Here is a 16960-nt window from a genome sequence, read left to right as displayed (position 1 = left end):
GTGGAACTGACCGTCGTCACGGTGCTCTACCGGTCCGCCGGCATGCTCACCGAGACGCTGCCCACCTGGGTACGCAGCGCCGAAGGGCTGCCGGTGCGGTTCGTCTTCGCCGACAACTGGCCCGAGGACGGCTGCGCGGAGATCATCGCCGGTTGCCTCGACCAGGACCGGTACCGGTACCTTCCCGACTCGTCCAACCCGGGCTTCGCGGCCGGCTGCAACCGGGCCGTCGCGGCCACCACCACCGGCCACGTGCTGCTGCTGAATCCGGACGTCTGGCTGCCCGACGGCGCGCTGGCCCGCATCTGCGCCGCCGTCGCGGAGGACCCCGGCACCCCGGTCGCGGTCGGCCTGGCCATGCACGGCGGCGAGTACGTGGGCATCGACCTGAATCCGGTCTCGCTGTTCATCGACCGGTCCGCCACGACGGCACGGGCGCCACTGGGCCCGTCCGGCGGCGCGGCGGTCTTCCCCACCGAGCTGTACCGCAGGTTCGGCGGGTTCTACGAGCACCTGTTCGCCTGGGGTGAGGACGCCGACCTCGCCCTGCGGCTCCACGCCTCGGGGGTTCGTACCCGGGCGCTGGATCTGATGCTGCCGCACGCCGGTGGGCACAGCGTCGACGGCGACGACCGGCTGCAGGGATTCCGGGCGTTCCTCCTGGCCCGCAACCGGCTCCTGGTCGCGGCGCGCACGCTCACCTGGCCGCTGCTGCTCGTCGCGCTGCCGGTCCTCGCGCTGGCGCACGTCGCGCTCGCCGCCCGGCGGGTCCGCCAGGGCCTGCTGCGGCCGTTCCTGCGTGGCGTGGGACACGGCCTGCGGCAGGGGCCGGCCGCCCGCCGGCAGTGGACCGGCAAGCGGTTCGGCTTCGCGACCCTGCTCAGCTATCTGACAGTTCGGAGAGCGTGATGACGGGACACCCGTGGAGTGTCGTGACTGTCACCTACAACTCGGCGGACACGCTGCGCCGCTGCTGGCGCGGCGAGAAGCCGTACGAGTGGATCGTGGTGGACAACGCGTCGTCCGACGACTCGGCGGCGGTGGCCCGGGAGCTGGGCGCGCGGGTCGTCCGGCTGCCGGAGAACGTGGGCTTCTCCCGGGCCAACAACGTCGCGCTGCACGAGGCCGCCGGCAGGTACGTCCTCTTCGCGAACCCGGACCTGGAGGTCCGCCCGGACGGGCTGGAGGCGCTCGCGCGGCACCTGGACGCGCACGGCGGACTGGTGGCGCCCCAACTGCTCTCCACCGACGGGACCCCGCAACCAAACGGGCGTGGCTTCCCGTACGCCACCGCGAAGCTCGGCAACCGGAAGCTGTGGCCGCTGTCCCGCCTGCACGAGTCGTACCGGATGGTGGCCGAGCCGGGCGAGGTCCGCTACGTCGCCTGGCTGATGGGGGCGGCGGTCGCCGGACGCACCGGTGACCTCGTCGAGCTGGGCGGATGGAACGAGCGTTTCTTCCTCTACTACGAGGACCATGAGCTGGGCCTGCGGGCGTGGCAGCGCGGTCTCCCGGTCGCCCTGCTCGGTGACGTGCGGTGGACCCACCACTGGGCGCGGGCGACGAACTCGGTGCGGTGGTCACCGGCGCACACGCTGGAGTTGCGCAGCGCCCGGATCTTCTTCGGCATGTTCCCCGAGTTCCTGGTCGGCCTGCCGCCGGCTGCCCGCCGGCACCACCGGGCGGCCGGGCTGATCGGTTCACGGGTGCCCGCGCCCCGCCCGCCGGTGGCCGGCTGAGCCGGGTCGGTCCGCGTGTCTCCCCTCCTGAAGGCCGCCGTCCGGCGTGCGCTCGTGTCGCAGCCGCTGGCGAGCGCGTACCACGGGCGGGCCAACGGTTTCGGCGCGCTGCGGCTCGTCTTCGCGCTGGCCGTGGTGCTGTCCCACACCGCCGCCCTCGGGTTCGGGCGTCCGCTGCTGCACCGGGTCGACCTGGGCGCCCTGGCGGTGGCGGGCTTCTTCACGATCTCCGGTTTCCTCGTCGTCGGCTCGGCGCGACGCAACTCGGTGCCCCGCTTCCTGTGGCACCGGGCGCTGCGGATCTGGCCCGGGCTGTGGGTCTGCCTGCTGTTCACCGGCCTGGTCGTGGCGCCCCTGCTGTACCTCGACCGGCACGGCACGCTCGACGGGCTGTGGCGCAGCCCGGGCGGCGTGCTCGACTACCTGCGGCTGAACTGGTGGGGCGGGCTGCGGCAGTTCGGCATCGCCGACCTGCTGCGCGGTGACACGCCGTACTGGCACTGGCAGGGCGGGAACACGATCAACGGATCGTTGTGGACGCTCGCCTACGAGATCTACTGCTATCTGGCGGTGGCCGTCCTGGCCGCGCTGACCGTCCTGCGCCGGCAGCTCCGCTGGGTCACGCTCCTCGCCGTGGTCGCGGTGTTCGGCGTCCTCTGCTGGAACCACCTCCAGCCCGGTGCGGCGCTCTGGACCAGCGGGGCGGTCGGTCCGCTGCCGATGCTCGGCGCGCTGCAGAAGACCTACCTGCTCTGGTTCGGGTTCATGTTCCTGGCCGGCGGGGCCGCCGAGCTGTACCGCGACCGGCTGCCGATGAACGACCTGCTCGGCGTGCTCGCGCTCGGCACGGTCGGCTGGCTCGCCGTGCGGCGCGACTTCGTCGGCCCGGGGGTGTACGCCGTCGACGGCGCGTTCTTCGCACCGGCGCTGCTCGCCTACGCGTACGCCGTCCTCTGGCTCGCCGTACGGCTGCCGCGCGTGCTGCACCGCGTCGGCCGCGACAACGACTACTCGTACGGGGTCTACATCTACTCGTTCATGGTGCAGCAGGTGCTCGCCAAGTTCGGCCTGCCGGCTCTCGGCGTGGCCGGGTTCTTCCTGGTCAGCGCCGCGCTCAGCCTCGGGCTGGCGATGCTCTCCTGGCATCTGGTGGAGAAGCCGACGCTGCGGGGAAAGGACTGGACGCCGCCCGCGCTGCGCGAGCCGCCGGACGATCGGCCGGGTCAGGACGGTCCCGACGCGCCTGCGCTGCCCGGGCGCGCGGCGGGCGCCGAGCCGGATCCGGCCGCCGCGCCGGCCGCTGGCTGACGGGGGCCGGCGGCGGCTTGCGCGCCAGGTTGCCGGCGACGGGGCACCGGTAGCGCCCGCGCCGACAGGGACGGGTTGTCGGCGGCGCCCAGCGCGACCGCCAGGAGCAGCACGGCCACGGCGCCCAGCCACAGCCACACGTCGAAGAAGAAGATCTGGGCCGCGAACCCGACCAGCAGGAGGCGGGCCGGCAGCGACCGGAGGTGCCGGTAGAGCAGCACCAGGAGCGCCAGCAGGCAGGCCAGTCCGATCAGGCCGAAGTTGTACCAGAACGTCAGGTAGGTGTTGTCGAAGACCTGGGCCTGGCCGTCGCCGATGCCGACGTTCTCCAGGAACCGCACGTTTGCCTCCGGCCCGTTGCCGAAGACGACTGTGGACCAGTCGCGGGTGATGCCGTCCCAGACGACGCTCATGCGCGTGAAGCGGGCGTCGGCGCTGGCCGGGTCGGAGATCCGTGATCCCGCCACGTCGACGGAGTCCACGGCGCTGGCGGTGGGCGCGGCCGGGGTCGGCGCGCCGGGCTCCGGCGGCAGGGAACTCGCCGCCGGAGGCGCCGGAGCGGCCGGGCTCGGCGTGGCCGGGCTCGGCGTGGCAGGGCTCAGCGTGGCAGGGCTCGGCGCGGCCGGGCTCGGCGTGGCAGCGGGCGATTCGGGGGCCGGCGCCGCCGAACTCGCCGCCGGAGCGGCCGGGCTCGGCGTGGGTGCGGCGGCGGTGGTGTCGGGCCGCAGGGCCGGCGGGTTGACCGCCACGAGCGTGAAGGTGACCGCGGCGACGGCGGCAGTGGCGCCCAGGCCGCGCCAGCTGACCTTCCGCCACTGGAGGAACAGCCAGAGCCCGAGCGCGAGAACCGTGCCCACCCAGGCGCTGCGGGTGCCGGAGAGCACCAGGCCGACGAGGTTGGCGGTGACCGGCACGTACCAGAACCGGCCCCGGAGCGTCAGCGCGACGAGCACCATGGCCATGGCGAACGTGCCGTAGATGATGGGGTGCCCGGACAGGCCCACCGCCCGGGTCGCGTCGAACGCCGAGGTGTAGGTCCAGTCGTACGCGAACTGGTCGAAGATCGGCCAGCTCCGGGAAGCGGTCTGGTACTTGGCGAACACTGCCACGGCGACGCTGAACCAGGTGAGCGCCTCCGCGATCCGCCGGACGGTCCGCCGGTCGTGCCGTGCCTCCTCGGCGAGGTGCCAGGCCAGCACGCCGAAGCACAGCAGGGGCGCGACGCCGACCGCGATCGGCTTCACCCCGTGCCAGTGGACCAGCCCCGCGAGCACCGCGCACGCCGGGAGCAGGAGCGCCGCCGCGAGCGCCTTCGGCGGCCACCCGTCGCGTTCGGCGCGCAGCACCCGCCCCCAGGCGGCGAGGAGGAACAGGACCAGCAGCAGCGCGTACGAGGGATTCGTCGGATAGCCGACGTCGATGGTCACCGGGACGGCGAACGCGATGACGAAGACCGCCCAGGTGATCCGGACCGGGTCCGTCAGCACCCAGCCGAGCAGGGCGCCGACGGCGACCCCGAGCGCGAGCTGCCACCTGCCCGTCAGCAGGAACCCGGCCGCCAGAACGACGAGGCCGAGGCCGAGGTAGCGGACCCTGCGCTCCACGCCCCTGATCCGGTCAGCCAACACGCGCACCGCACGATCGTACGGATCAGCAGTGGCCGATCGGCACCAGCCCCGGGGACGGGGACGCGGACCCGCAGTTCCGGGCCTGTCGACGCACCTGAGTGGTGGGTTAGGGTGACGGCCGGTCGGCAGGCGGGGATAGGGATCTACGTGGTGACACGGGTGGAACCAGCCGATGTGGACAGAACCGGCGCGGCGGCGGGCCGACCGCCGGGGCCCCGCCCGATCCTGTGGGACAGCACCGCCGTCCTCGCGCTGCTGTGCCTGCTGCCGATCCTGCACGACGTCAAGACCATGCTCGGCGCGCCGTACTGGCTCGACGAGGCGTGGGTCGCGCTGTCCGTCCGGTTCCCGCTGGGCGACCTGCCGGTCACCACGTCGTCCAGCCCGCTCGGCTGGAGCTTCCTGCTGCGGCTGGTGCCGGACCCGGACGACCTGCGGCTGGTCACCCTGGCGTTCCAGGGGCTCGCGGTCGTGGCGGCGTACGGGCTCGGCAGGTCGCTGCGGTGGTCGACGCCCGGCCGGGGCGTGGTGGCCGGCGCGGCCTGCGCGGCGGCGGTCCTGCTGCTCCCCGCCCAGCAGGTGCGCCACGACCTCAAGCAGTACACCGCCGACGCCGCCGTGGCCGTGGGCGTGCTCGCCCTGGTCGCCTGGGTCGAGCAACGGTGGTCGCGGCGGCGGCTCAACGTGCTGACCGCCGCCGTCGCCGCGGGCATGCTGGTCAGCCACGTCACCGCGATCGTGGCGCCGTGCGCGTTCGGCGGGCTGCTGCTGGTCACCACGGTCCGGCGGCAGTGGCTACGCCTGGTCGAGGTGGCGGTGGCCGGGCTCAACGCCGGGCTGGTCCTCACCGGCGTCTACTTCGGCATCTCGATGCAGGGCCGCAACGTACCGATGCAGCAGTTCTGGGCCGGCAACTTCCCCGGGGTGACCGAGCTGCCCGGCTACCTGGCGCGGCAGGTCGACACGCTGATGCCGGTGGTCGGCGCGCCCGGGCTGGTGGTGGTCGCCCTGCTCGTGGCCGGCACGCTGACGCTCCGCCGGCACGGCCGGCCCGCCGCCGCGGTCGCCGTGATGCTCCTGCCCGTGGTGGCGACGATCGTCGGCGTCGCGAAGGTCTATCCGCTGCTGGAACTGCGTACCTCGCACTTCCTGCTCGTCACCGCCGCCGCGGTGGCCGGGCTCGGGGTCGCCGGGTCGGCGAGCCGCGCGGCCGACCTGGCCTGCCGCCGGCTCCCCCGGGTGCGGCCCGCCGTCCTGACCGCGGCCGTCTGCGCGGTAGTGCTCGGGGGGTACGCGGCCGGCAACAGCCACTGGTACCGGTTCGACGGGAACGAGCCGGGGCTCTACTACACGGCGATCGCCGTCACCGACGTGCGTTCGGCGACCGAGTACGTGGCCCGGCACCGCCTCCCGAACGACGTCGTGGTCATGAACAACGCGGCCTGGTACGGGTTCGCGTTCTACTCCCGGCACGAGCGGCTGAGACTGGTGGTGCCGCACGGCAACACGGTGGGCTGGTGGGTCGACATGCCCGAGCGGCCGGACGTCGTGGTGGTGCCCGGCCACGACACGACTGCCGTGCAGGCCGGTCTCCGGCACGCGGTCGAGCTGGCGGCCGAGCGCGGCGACGGGGCGCGCGTCTGGCTGATCCGCTCGCACGTCGTCGGCGACGAGGTGGACGCCTGGCGGCAGGCGCTCGCCGCCTACCGCGTCGAGCAGGTCACCGGCGGGGTCGAGCCGGTCGCGCGGATCAGCGCCGCATGACGCGGCGCGGCGGTCAGCTGCCGCGCTGCCACAGGTCGCGCAGGGCGTCCCAGTCGCCGTCCACACCGTCCTTGCAGAGCGTCTCGATGTAGAAGGCCCCCTGCATGTCGTCGGGGTCCCACCAGACGCCGCAGATCGCCCGGCCGTCCTCGCCCTCGAAGGCGTACTCGACGTAGCTGCCGGGCTTGCCGGTCACCCCGCCCTTCGTGGTGCTCGCCTCGCGCAGCCCCGGCGCCAGCGAGCCGCCGGCCAGGTTGAGCTGCTGGCGGTACGCCCGCGCGGTGTCCTTCTGCTTCTGTCCCGGGTAGAGCGTGAAGTGCAGCCACGCGCCGCCGTAGTGGCAGAACACGTGCCCCTTCTCGTCCGCCGGCAGCTTCGGTGCGCCGGGCTGGTTGTAGACGGTGCAGCCGCCGATCCGGGTCAGCCAGGGCTCGACCAGCGGGGCCAGCTCACCCTCGAACTTGGCCTTGTTGATGGCGAGCTGCGTGGCCTCGTAGGGCGGCAGCGACGGGCTGGCCGACGGCGTGGGCGTCGCGGCCTCCTTCTCGCGTCCTGCGCCCAGGAAGAACCCGGCGGTGCCGGCGACCAGGGTGAGCACCAGGGCGCCGACGATCGAGATCCAGTCGCGCCGCTTCGGCGCCGGCTGCACCGGGGCGATCCGGCGTCCGCCGGACGGGTCCAGCGGGTCGGTGGCCACCGGCGCCGAGCCGACGGCGGGTGGCGCGGAGACGGCGGACTGCGCGGGGACCCCGGAGGTCGCGGAGACGGCGGCCGGGGACATCGGCGCGCCGGAGATCGGCTGAGCCGCCATCGCCCAGGGCTGCGGAACCCACGGCAACTGGGACGGCGGGGAGACCGGGGCGGCGGCCGGGGGCGGTGGGAGCATCTCGGCCGTCGGGGTGCGCTGGTAGTCCATGCCGAGGCTGCGGAACAGCCGCTCGGCCGCACCTTCCTCTTCGGACGGGTACGCGATCCAGGGCTCGGCGGCGGCGAAGTCGGCATTGACGTACCGGTGGCCGCCGGAGGTCTGGGCCAGCACGTTCGCCGCGTTGGCGAACGCCTCCCGCCAGCGCTGGTCGGCGGCGGCGGCGCCTTCGAGGACGGCGACGGTGACCGGGCGGTCCTGCCCGTCGAGAGCCGCCCACGCCCGGCCGACCTGGCACTCGCCCAACGTCTCGGTGAACCTGTACGGCCCCTCCGGCTGCATGCCCCACTCCTCTGTTCACCCGCCGTGCGGATAGTACAGAGAGCACGCTCATCGGACCTCCCTACGGTCGCGCGACGCTTGCGCTCTGAAAGTTTTCATGCATAGAGTCGGCTCGTGAATGAAAGCGGTGCGGCCTCCCCTGACCGCCTGCTCGACCTCTTCCACGGCGTACGGCTCACCCCGACGCAGCGCCGCATCGCGCACTGCCTGGTGCGGCACGCGGGCGCGGCGGCGTACCTGTCCGCCGCCGAGGTGGCCGAGCTCGCAGGCGTCAGCCAGCCGTCGGTGACCCGGTTCGCCATGGCGCTCGGCCACGACGGCTACCCCGCGCTGCGCCGCCGCCTGCGCGAACTGGGCGCGCGCGACGCCGCCGACCAGGACCGCGCCGGGAACGCCCTGCAACGGGCGGTGCACGCCGAACGGGACAACCTCGACCGGCTCGCCGCGCAGCTCGCCGACGCCGACCGGGTCGCCGAGGTGGGCCGCCTGCTCGCCGCCAGCCGCCCGCTGCCGGTGCTCGGGCTGCGGGCCGCCGCGCCGCTGGCCGCCTACTTCGCCTACTTCGCGGCGAAGGTGCACCCGGACGTACGGGTGTTCGACGACGGCGGCAGCATGCTCGTGGACCGCCTGGACCAGGCGGTGGCGGCCGGCGCGACGGCGATGCTCGCGTTCGTGCTGCCCCGCTACCCCCGGGAGACCCTGGAGGCGCTGCGCGAGGCCCGGGACGCCGGCCTGACCGTCGTGGCGATCACCGACTCGCCGGTGAGCCCGGCCACCGAGCACGCCCAGGTGGTGCTGCCCGCCGCCGTCGGCGCCGACCTCGTCTTCGACCTGCACACCGCACCGATGACCCTGGCCATGGTGGTGCTCCAGGCGATCTGCGACGCCGCACCGGCCGAGACCCAGGACCGGCTCGAGGCGTTCGAGTCGTCCGCCGCCCGCCGCCAGTTGTTCCTCGGCTGAGAGGAGTACGAGATGCACCAGCCCGTCCGCGCCGCCCGCGGCGTCACCCGCACCGCGAAGGGGTGGCCGCAGGAGGCCGCCCTGCGGATGCTGATGAACAATCTCGACCCGGAGGTGGCCGAGCGCCCCGACGACCTGGTGGTCTACGGCGGCACCGGCAAGGCGGCCCGGGACTGGCCGTCGTACCACGCGCTCGTGCGCACGCTCACCGAGCTGCGCGACGACGAGACGATGCTGGTGCAGTCCGGCCGGCCGGTCGGTGTGATGCGGACCCACGAGTGGGCGCCGCGCGTGCTGCTGGCCAACTCCAACCTGGTCGGCGACTGGGCCACCTGGCCGGAGTTCCGCCGCCTGGAGTCGCTGGGCCTGACCATGTACGGGCAGATGACCGCCGGTTCGTGGATCTACATCGGCACCCAGGGCATCCTCCAGGGCACGTACGAGACGTTCGCCGCCGTCGCCGCCAAGCGCTTCGGGGGCACGCTCGCCGGCACGCTGACGCTCACCGCCGGCTGCGGCGGGATGGGCGGGGCGCAGCCGCTCGCCGTCACCATGAACGGCGGCGTCTGCCTGATCGTGGACGTGGACCGGTCGCGGCTGGACCGCCGGGTGCACGACCGCTACCTCGACGAGGTGGCCGACTCGCTGGACGACGCCATCGAGCGGGCGCTCGCGGCCAGGCGGGACCGGCGGGCGCTCAGCGTCGGCGTGGTCGGCAACGCCGCCGCCGTCTTCCCCGAGCTGCTGCGCCGGGGCGTAGCCATCGACATCGTGACCGACCAGACCAGCGCGCACGACCCGCTGTCGTACGTGCCGGAGGGCGTGGACCCGGGCGACGCGCGGGACTACGCGGCGGCCAAGCCGGCCGAGTTCACCGACCGGGCCCGCGCGTCGATGGCGAAGCACGTGGAGGCGATGGTCGGCTTCCTGGACGCGGGCGCGGAGGTCTTCGACTACGGCAACTCGATCCGGGGCGAGGCCAAGCTCGGCGGATACGAGCGGGCGTTCGACTTCCCCGGGTTCGTGCCCGCGTACATCAGGCCGTTGTTCTGCGAGGGCAAGGGCCCGTTCCGCTGGGCCGCGCTCTCCGGCGACCCGCGCGACATCGCGGCCACCGACCGGGCGATCCTCGACCTGTTCCCGGAGAACGAGTCCCTCGCCCGGTGGATCCGGATGGCCGGCGAGCGGGTCGCGTTCCAGGGTCTGCCGGCGCGGATCTGCTGGCTCGGCTACGGCGAGCGGGACCGGGCCGGGGTGCGGTTCAACGAGATGGTCGCGTCCGGCGAGCTGAGCGCGCCGGTGGTGATCGGCCGGGACCACCTGGACTGCGGCAGCGTGGCCAGCCCCTACCGGGAGACCGAGGCGATGGCCGACGGCTCCGACGCGATCGCCGACTGGCCGCTGCTGAACGCGCTGGTGAACACCGCCAGCGGCGCGTCGTGGGTGTCGATCCACCACGGCGGCGGCGTCGGCATCGGCCGGTCCATCCACGCCGGGCAGGTCTGCGTGGCCGACGGCAGCGAGCTGGCCGGCCAGAAGATCGAGCGGGTGCTGACGAACGACCCGGCGATGGGCGTCATCCGGCACGTCGACGCCGGCTACGACGACGCCCGCGCGGTGGCCGAGCGCACCGGCGTCCGCATCCCGATGGCCGAGTAAGGAAGGGCCCCTTGTTAACGCATTCTGCATGGGAAGGGTCCCTTCCTAACCGGTTCCGGGAGCTGTGGGACGAGATCGCGCCGATCGGGCGCGACGAGGGCAGCGGCGGCTACCTGCGCTACGCGCTGACCGAACCGGAGCTGCGGCTGCGGGAGTGGTTCCACAACCAGGCCGACGCCCGCGGGATGCCGGTTCAGCAGGACGGCAACGGCAACCTGTTCGCCTGGTGGGGCGACCCGGAGGCCGGCGACGCGGTGCTCACCGGCAGCCACTTCGACTCGGTGCCGCACGGCGGCGCGTACGACGGTCCGCTCGGCATCGTCAGCGCGTTCCTCGCCGTGGACGAGCTGCGGGCCGCGGGCATCACCCCGGAACGGCCGGTGGTGGTGGCCGCGTTCGTGGAGGAGGAGGGCGCGCGGTTCGGCGTACCCTGCCTGGGGTCGAGGCTGCTCACCGGCGAGATCGACGTCGACCGCGCGGCCGGGCTGCGCGACCAGGCCGGGACGACCTTCGCGCAGGCGCTCGGCGAGCGGCCGGCGGGCGCCGACCCGGCGCTGCTCGGCCGCTTCGCGGCCTTCGTGGAGCTGCACGTCGAGCAGGGCCGCGCGCTGGTCGACCAGGACGCGCCGGTCGCGGTGGCCTCCGCGATCTGGCCGCACGGCCGGTGGCGGTTCGACTTCACCGGCGAGGGCAACCACGCGGGTACGACAGGGATGGCCGACCGCCGCGATCCCATGCTCACCTACGCGTTCACCGTGCTGGCGGCGAACAAGGAGGCCCGGCTGCGCGACGCGCACGCCACAGTGGGCCGGGTGTCGGTCGAGCCGAACGCCACGAACGCGATCCCATCCCGGGTCACCGGCTGGCTGGACGCGCGGGCGGCCGAGGCGGAGACGCTGTACGGTCTGGTCGAGGCGGTACGCGCCAAGGCCGCCGACCGGGCCGGCCGCGACGGCACCGCGCTGACCTGCACCCAGGAGTCGGCGACCCCGCTCGTCGCGTTCGACCGCGGGCTGGCCGACCGGCTGGTCACGCTGCTCGGCGCGCCGGTGCTGCCCACCGGCGCCGGGCACGACGCGGGGGTGCTGGCGGCGCACCTGCCCACCGCGATGCTGTTCGTGCGCAACCCGACCGGGGTGTCGCACTCCCCCGCCGAGGCGGCCACCGACGCCGACTGCGCCGCCGGGGTGACCGCCCTGGCCCGGGTCCTGGAGGAGCTGGCATGCCGCTGACCCGCTGGCTGGCCGAGTACGCCTGGCTGCCCGACCGCGCCGAGCCCACCCGGGACGTGCTGATCGAGGCGACCGACGGGCGGCTCACCGCTGTCACCCCGCTGACCGGGGACGGTCCGCCGACCGCCGGGGTGGAGGTGCTCGGCGACGCGGTACGGCTGCCCGGGCTGACGGTGCCCGGCCTGGCGAACGCGCACTCGCACGCGTTCCACCGGGCGCTGCGCGGGCGTACCCACGACGGGCGCGGCGACTTCTGGTCCTGGCGCAGCCTGATGTACGCGATCGCGACCCGGCTCGACCCGGACACCTACCTGGCGCTGGCCCGCGCCGTGTACGCCGAGATGGCGCTTGCCGGGATCACCTGCGTGGGCGAGTTCCACTATCTGCACCACGGTCCCGGCGGCACCCCGTACGACGACCCGAACGCGATGTCCGCAGCGCTCGTGGAGGCCGCCGCGCACGCCGGGATCCGGCTCACGCTGCTGGACACCGCGTACCTGGCCGGGGGCGTGGACGGCGCGCCGCTGACCGGGCCGCAACGCCGGTTCGGTGACGGCGACGCGCTGCGCTGGGCGGCGCGGGTGGACGCGTTCGGGCCGGCCGACGACCACGTCCGGCTCGGCGCGGCCATCCACTCGGTGCGCGCGGTCCCGGCCGAGCAGCTCGCCACCGTGGCCGGCTGGGCCGACCGCAACGGGCTGCCGCTGCACGTGCACCTGTCCGAGCAGCCGGCCGAGAACGACGCCTGCCGGGCCGTGCACGGCTGCACCCCGACGCGGCTGCTGGCCGACCACGGCGTGCTCGGCCCGCACACCACAGCCGTGCACGCCACCCACCCGACCGCCGCCGACGTGGCGCTGCTCGGCGACAGCCGTACCCGGGTCTGCGTCTGCCCCACCACCGAACGCGACCTGGCCGACGGGGTCGGCCCGGTGCGGCGGATGGCCGACGCGGGCAGCCCGCTGAGCCTGGGCAGCGACAGCAACGCCGTGGTGGACCTGTTCGAGGAGGCCCGCGCGCTGGAGATGGACGAGCGGCTGCGTACCCGACGGCGGGGGCACTTCACGCCGGTCGAGCTGCTCGGCGCCGCCACCGTCGGCGGCCACGCCGCGCTGGGCTGGGGCGACGCCGGCCGGCTCGCCGTCGGGCAGCGGGCCGACCTGGTCACGGTACGGCTGGACAGCGCCCGCACCGCCGGGGTGCCGCCGGCCGGCGCGTTCTTCGCCGCCACCGCCGCCGACGTGACGAGCGTGATCGTGGACGGGAGGCCGGTGGTGGACGGCGGCCGGCACCTGACCGTGGACGTGCCCACCGAGCTGCGGGACGCGATCGCGGCGGTGACCGCGAAGGAGGACTCGTGACGCGCGGCAGCCTGCTCGTCGACCACATCGGCGAGCTGGTCACGAACGACGGCCGCGACGGCGACCCGCTGGGCATCAGGCGCGACGCCGCGCTGCTGGTCGAGGACGGCCAGGTGGCCTGGATCGGGTCGGCCCGCTACGCGCCCGCCGCCGACCGGCGGATCGACGCCGGTGGCGCGGCGGTACTGCCCGGCTTCGTGGACAGCCACGCCCACCTGGTCTTCGCCGGGGACCGGGCCGCCGAGTTCGCCGCCCGGATGGCCGGCGAGCCCTACACCGGCGGCGGCATCCGCACCACAGTCGGCGCCACCCGCGCGGCCTCCGACGGCGACCTGCGCGCCACTGTGGGCCGGCTACGCGCGGAGATGCTGCGGCAGGGCACCACCACCGTCGAGATCAAGAGCGGGTACGGCCTCACCGTCGCCGACGAGGCCCGCTCGCTGCGCATCGCCGCCGAGTTCACCGAGGACACCACGTTCCTCGGCGCGCACGTGGTCCCCGCCGAGTACGCCGACCGCCCGGACGACTACGTCGGCATGGTCTGCGGGCCGATGCTCGCCGCCGCCGCGCCGTACGCCCGCTGGATCGACGTGTTCTGCGAGCGGGGCGCGTTCGACGCCGACCACGCGCGGGCGATCCTCGCCTGCGGGCAGGCCGCCGGTCTGGGCGTACGGCTGCACGCCAACCAGCTCGGCCCCGGGCCGGGCGTACGGCTCGGCGTTGAGCTGGGCGCGGCCAGCGTCGACCACTGCACCCACCTGACCGACGCCGACGTCGACGCGCTGGCCGGCTCGGAGACGGTCGCCACGCTGCTGCCCGGCGCCGAGTTCTCCACCCGGTCGCCGTACCCGGACGCCCGGCGGCTGCTCGACGCGGGCGTGACAGTCGCGCTCGCCACCGACTGCAACCCCGGCTCGTCGTACACGTCGTCGATGCCGTTCTGTGTCGCGCTCGCCGTACGCGAGATGCGGATGACCCCGGCGGAGGCGGTGTGGGCCGCTACCGCCGGTGGGGCGGCGGCGCTGCGCCGCACCGACGTGGGGCGGCTGACCCCCGGGGCGCGGGCCGACCTGATCATCCTCGACGCCCCGTCCCACCTGCACCTGGCCTACCGGCCGGGGGTGCCACTGATCCGCCAGGTTCTGCACAACGGAGTGCCGCGATGACCACAGTGACCATCCTGTCCACCGGGGTCACCCCCGCCGACGTGCTCGCGGTGGCCCGCGGCACCGCCAAGGTCGTGCTCGACCCGGCCGCCACCGAGGCGATGGCGACCTCCCGGTCCATCGTGGACCGGATCGAGGCGGCCGGGCGGCCGGTGTACGGCGTCTCCACCGGGTTCGGCGCGCTCGCCAACACGTTCGTCGCACCGGAGCGCCGGGCCGAGCTGCAGCACGCGCTGATCCGCTCGCACGCCGCCGGGGTGGGCGCGCCGATGCCGCGCGAGGTGGTACGCGCCATGATGCTGCTGCGGGTCCGCTCGCTGGCGCTCGGCCGCTCCGGCGTACGCCCGCTGGTCGCCGAGGCGCTCGTGGACCTGCTCAACCACGACGTCACCCCGTGGGTGCCGGAGCACGGCTCGCTCGGCGCGTCCGGCGACCTGGCGCCGCTGGCGCACTGCGCGCTGGTGCTGCTCGGTGAGGGCTGGGTGCTCGGCCCGTCCGGGGAGCGCGTCCCGGCCGCCGACGCGCTGCACCAGGTCGGGCTGAAGCCGGTGTCGCTGGCCGCCAAGGAGGGGCTGGCGCTGATCAACGGCACCGACGGCATGCTCGGCATGCTGCTGCTGGCCGTCTCCGACGCCCGGCACCTGTTCGCCATGGCGGACGTGACAGCGGCGCTCGCCATCGAGGCGATGCTCGGCTCGGAGCGGCCCTTCCTGCCCGAGCTGCACGCGATCCGCCCGCATCCCGGCCAGGCCGCCTCGGCGGCGAACATCCACCGGCTGCTGCAGGGCTCGGCGGTGATGGACTCGCACCGCGACGACCTGGCGCACGCGGTGCAGGACGCGTACTCCATGCGCTGTGCCCCGCAGGTCGCCGGCGCGGCCCGGGACACGCTCGACTTCGTCGAGGTGGTCGCGGGCCGGGAACTGCTGTCCGTGGTGGACAACCCGGTGGTGCTGCCGGACGGGCGGGTCGAGTCGACCGGCAACTTCCACGGCGCGCCGCTCGGCTTCGCCGCCGACTACCTGGCCATCGCCGCCGCCGAGGTGGGCGCGATCGCCGAACGCCGGGTGGACCGGCTGCTGGACGTCACCCGCTCCCGGGAGCTGCCCGCGTTCCTGTCCCCCGACGCCGGGGTGAACTCCGGGCTGATGATCGCCCAGTACACCGCCGCCGGGATCGTGGCGGAGAACCGCCGGCTCGCCGCGCCCGCCTCGGTCGACTCGCTGCCCACCAGCGGCATGCAGGAGGACCACGTCTCGATGGGCTGGGCGGCCACCAAGAAGCTGCGCACCGTGCTGGACAACCTGACCAGCCTGCTCGCGGTGGAGCTGCTGGCGGCCGTACGCGGGCTCCAGCTGCGCGCCCCGCTGACGCCGTCACCGGCCGGGCGGGCGGCGCTCGACGTGCTCGGCCGCACGATCGGCGAGCCGGGACCGGACGTGTTCCTCGCGCCGCTGATGGAGGCGGCGCGCGACGTGGTACGCGGCCCGGAGCTGCGCGCGGCGATCGAACGGGAGATCGGCCCGCTGGGCTGATCTCAGGTGGCGGGCGGGAGCACCTTCGCGACCAGCTTGGCCAGCTCCCGCAGCGCCTTGCCGCGGTGGCTGACCGCGTCCTTCTCCTCGGGCGTCAGCTCCGCGTTGGTGCGCTCCTGCCCGTCGCCCAGGAAGATCGGGTCGTAGCCGAAGCCGCCCTCGCCGCGCGGCGCGCGCAGCAGCCGGCCGGACTGGCGGCCGTCGACCAGGTGCTCCTTGCCGCCCGGCAGCACCAGCGCGACGGTGCAGACGAACGCCGCGCCCCGGTGCTCGTCCGGCACGTCGCCGACCTGGTCCAGCACGAGCTGGAGGTTGGCGTGGTCGTCGCCGTGCCGGCCGGACCAGCGGGCGCTGAACACGCCCGGCATGCCGTTGAGCGCGTCCACCGCCAGCCCCGAGTCGTCGGCGATGGTCGGCAGGCCGGTACGCCGGCAGCCCTCCCGCGCCTTGATCAGCGCGTTCTCGCCGAACGTGAGGCCGGTCTCCGGCAGCTCCGGGTACTCCTCGACGTCGTCGAGGCCGAGCAGCGCGATCCGGTGCGCGCCGAGCGCGCCGTCCAGGATCCGCTGCAGCTCGACGAGCTTCTTCCGGTTCCGGGTGGCCAGCAGGACCTTGTTCATGACGAGAGCGCCTTCCGCTGCGCGTCGGCCAGTTCCAGGCAGCCCGCCACGCCCAGGTCGAGCAGCGCGTCGAGCTGATCGCGGGCGAAGACACCCGCCTCGCCGGTGCCCTGCACCTCGACGAAGTCGCCGGCGCCGGTGCACACCACGTTCATGTCGACCTCGGCGGTGACGTCCTCGGCGTAGCAGAGGTCGAGCATCGGCTCGCCGCCGATCACCCCGACGCTCACTGCCGCCACCGAACGGTGCATCACCTTCTCCACCTTGCCGGCCAGCGCCTTGCGCTCGGCCAGCCAGGTCACCGCGTCGTGCAGCGCGACGTACGCGCCGGTGATCGCCGCGGTCCGGGTGCCGCCGTCGGCCTGGAGCACGTCGCAGTCGAGCACGATCGAGTTCTCGCCGAGCGCCTTGAGGTCCACGCAGGCACGCAGGCTGCGGCCGATCAGACGGGAGATCTCATGGGTACGCCCGCCGACCTTGCCGCGCACGCTCTCCCGGTCCGAGCGCGTGTTCGTGGCCCGGGGCAGCATCGCGTACTCGGCTGTCACCCAGCCCAACCCGGAACCCTTGCGCCAGCGCGGCACGCCCTCGGTGACGCTCGCCGTGCAGAGCACCCGGGTCGCGCCGAACTCGACGAGCACCGAACCCTCCGGGTGGGTGCTCCAGCCCCGGGTCAGGGTCACCGGTCGGAGTTGGTCGGGCTCCCGCCCGTCAGGTCGCGCCATGCCTGCACCCTATGCGGTGCGGTGATCGGATCGTCCGCGGGTGTCCGCCGAAA

Annotated in this window: 14 protein-coding genes; 10 read left to right on the top strand and 4 right to left on the bottom strand. The window is 74.3% G+C overall.

Translation table 11 applies throughout. The features are described from left to right. From KBX43_RS13115 to KBX43_RS13105, 3 genes are read left to right on the top strand one after another with little or no spacing between them, the layout of a single operon-like run. On the top strand, positions 1–909 hold the full coding sequence (locus KBX43_RS13115) for a glycosyltransferase family 2 protein (protein ID WP_231915518.1): 909 nt from the start codon (positions 1–3) through the stop codon (positions 907–909). Positions 910–932: 23 nt separating this feature from the next. After that, complete coding sequence (locus tag KBX43_RS13110; RefSeq protein WP_281605053.1) at positions 933–1739, top strand: glycosyltransferase family 2 protein; 807 nt, start codon at positions 933–935, stop codon at positions 1737–1739. 15 nt (positions 1740–1754) lie between these two features. Further along, on the top strand, positions 1755–3047 hold the full coding sequence (locus tag KBX43_RS13105; protein WP_210884589.1) for an acyltransferase: 1293 nt from the start codon (positions 1755–1757) through the stop codon (positions 3045–3047). Here KBX43_RS13105 and KBX43_RS13100 read toward each other — a convergent pair. Then, positions 2963–4681, bottom strand: coding sequence for an O-antigen ligase family protein (locus KBX43_RS13100; protein ID WP_210884588.1), 1719 nt, complete (start codon positions 4679–4681; stop codon positions 2963–2965). The two genes, KBX43_RS13105 and KBX43_RS13100, sit on opposite strands and share 85 nt — an antisense overlap. A 153-nt stretch (positions 4682–4834) precedes the next feature. Here KBX43_RS13100 and KBX43_RS13095 point away from each other — a divergent pair, with 153 nt between their 5' ends. Further along, a complete protein-coding gene (locus KBX43_RS13095) occupies positions 4835–6439 on the top strand; it encodes a hypothetical protein (protein WP_210884587.1) in 1605 nt (534 codons plus the stop codon). A gap of 13 nt (positions 6440–6452) precedes the next feature. On the opposite strand, the gene KBX43_RS13090 is transcribed toward KBX43_RS13095, so the two are convergent. Next, on the bottom strand, positions 6453–7646 hold the full coding sequence (locus KBX43_RS13090) for a hypothetical protein (protein WP_210884586.1): 1194 nt from the start codon (positions 7644–7646) through the stop codon (positions 6453–6455). A 114-nt stretch (positions 7647–7760) separates the two neighbouring features. Here KBX43_RS13090 and KBX43_RS13085 point away from each other — a divergent pair, with 114 nt between their 5' ends. From KBX43_RS13085 to hutH, 6 genes are read left to right on the top strand one after another with little or no spacing between them, the layout of a single operon-like run. After that, positions 7761–8609, top strand: coding sequence for a MurR/RpiR family transcriptional regulator (locus KBX43_RS13085; protein WP_104114461.1), 849 nt, complete (start codon positions 7761–7763; stop codon positions 8607–8609). 12 nt (positions 8610–8621) lie between these two features. Continuing rightward, complete coding sequence (gene hutU, locus KBX43_RS13080; RefSeq protein ID WP_210884585.1) at positions 8622–10268, top strand: urocanate hydratase; 1647 nt, start codon at positions 8622–8624, stop codon at positions 10266–10268. A gap of 11 nt (positions 10269–10279) precedes the next feature. Beyond that, positions 10280–11500: an allantoate amidohydrolase gene (locus KBX43_RS13075; RefSeq protein ID WP_210884584.1), complete on the top strand. Its 1221-nt coding sequence runs from the start codon at positions 10280–10282 to the stop codon at positions 11498–11500. Next, positions 11497–12861: a formimidoylglutamate deiminase gene (locus KBX43_RS13070; protein WP_210884605.1), complete on the top strand. Its 1365-nt coding sequence runs from the start codon at positions 11497–11499 to the stop codon at positions 12859–12861. The genes KBX43_RS13075 and KBX43_RS13070 overlap by 4 nt, the downstream gene beginning before the upstream one ends. Beyond that, positions 12858–14027, top strand: a complete 1170-nt coding sequence (gene hutI, locus KBX43_RS13065) for an imidazolonepropionase (protein ID WP_064446923.1) — start codon at positions 12858–12860, stop codon at positions 14025–14027. The genes KBX43_RS13070 and hutI overlap by 4 nt, the downstream gene beginning before the upstream one ends. Further along, positions 14024–15562, top strand: coding sequence for a histidine ammonia-lyase (gene hutH / locus KBX43_RS13060; RefSeq protein ID WP_069087525.1), 1539 nt, complete (start codon positions 14024–14026; stop codon positions 15560–15562). Before hutI ends, hutH begins: the two co-directional genes overlap by 4 nt. A gap of 2 nt (positions 15563–15564) precedes the next feature. Here the strand turns inward: hutH and rdgB are convergent, their stop codons facing one another. Together rdgB and rph are read right to left on the bottom strand one after the other, a co-directional pair. Further along, a complete protein-coding gene (gene rdgB / locus KBX43_RS13055) occupies positions 15565–16182 on the bottom strand; it encodes an RdgB/HAM1 family non-canonical purine NTP pyrophosphatase (RefSeq protein ID WP_043326198.1) in 618 nt (205 codons plus the stop codon). Continuing rightward, the gene (gene rph / locus KBX43_RS13050) at positions 16179–16907 is read right to left on the bottom strand and encodes a ribonuclease PH (RefSeq protein WP_043326200.1); all 729 of its coding nucleotides are present in this window, start codon (positions 16905–16907) and stop codon (positions 16179–16181) included. The genes rdgB and rph overlap by 4 nt, the downstream gene beginning before the upstream one ends. Between the last annotated feature and the right edge of the window lie 53 nt (positions 16908–16960).

Source organism: Micromonospora sp. C41 (assembly GCF_018070485.1).
Lineage (GTDB): Bacteria > Actinomycetota > Actinomycetes > Mycobacteriales > Micromonosporaceae > Micromonospora > Micromonospora chalcea.
The sequence above is the reverse complement of the archived record's forward strand: the minus strand, read 5'-3'. Positions and strand labels throughout refer to the sequence as shown.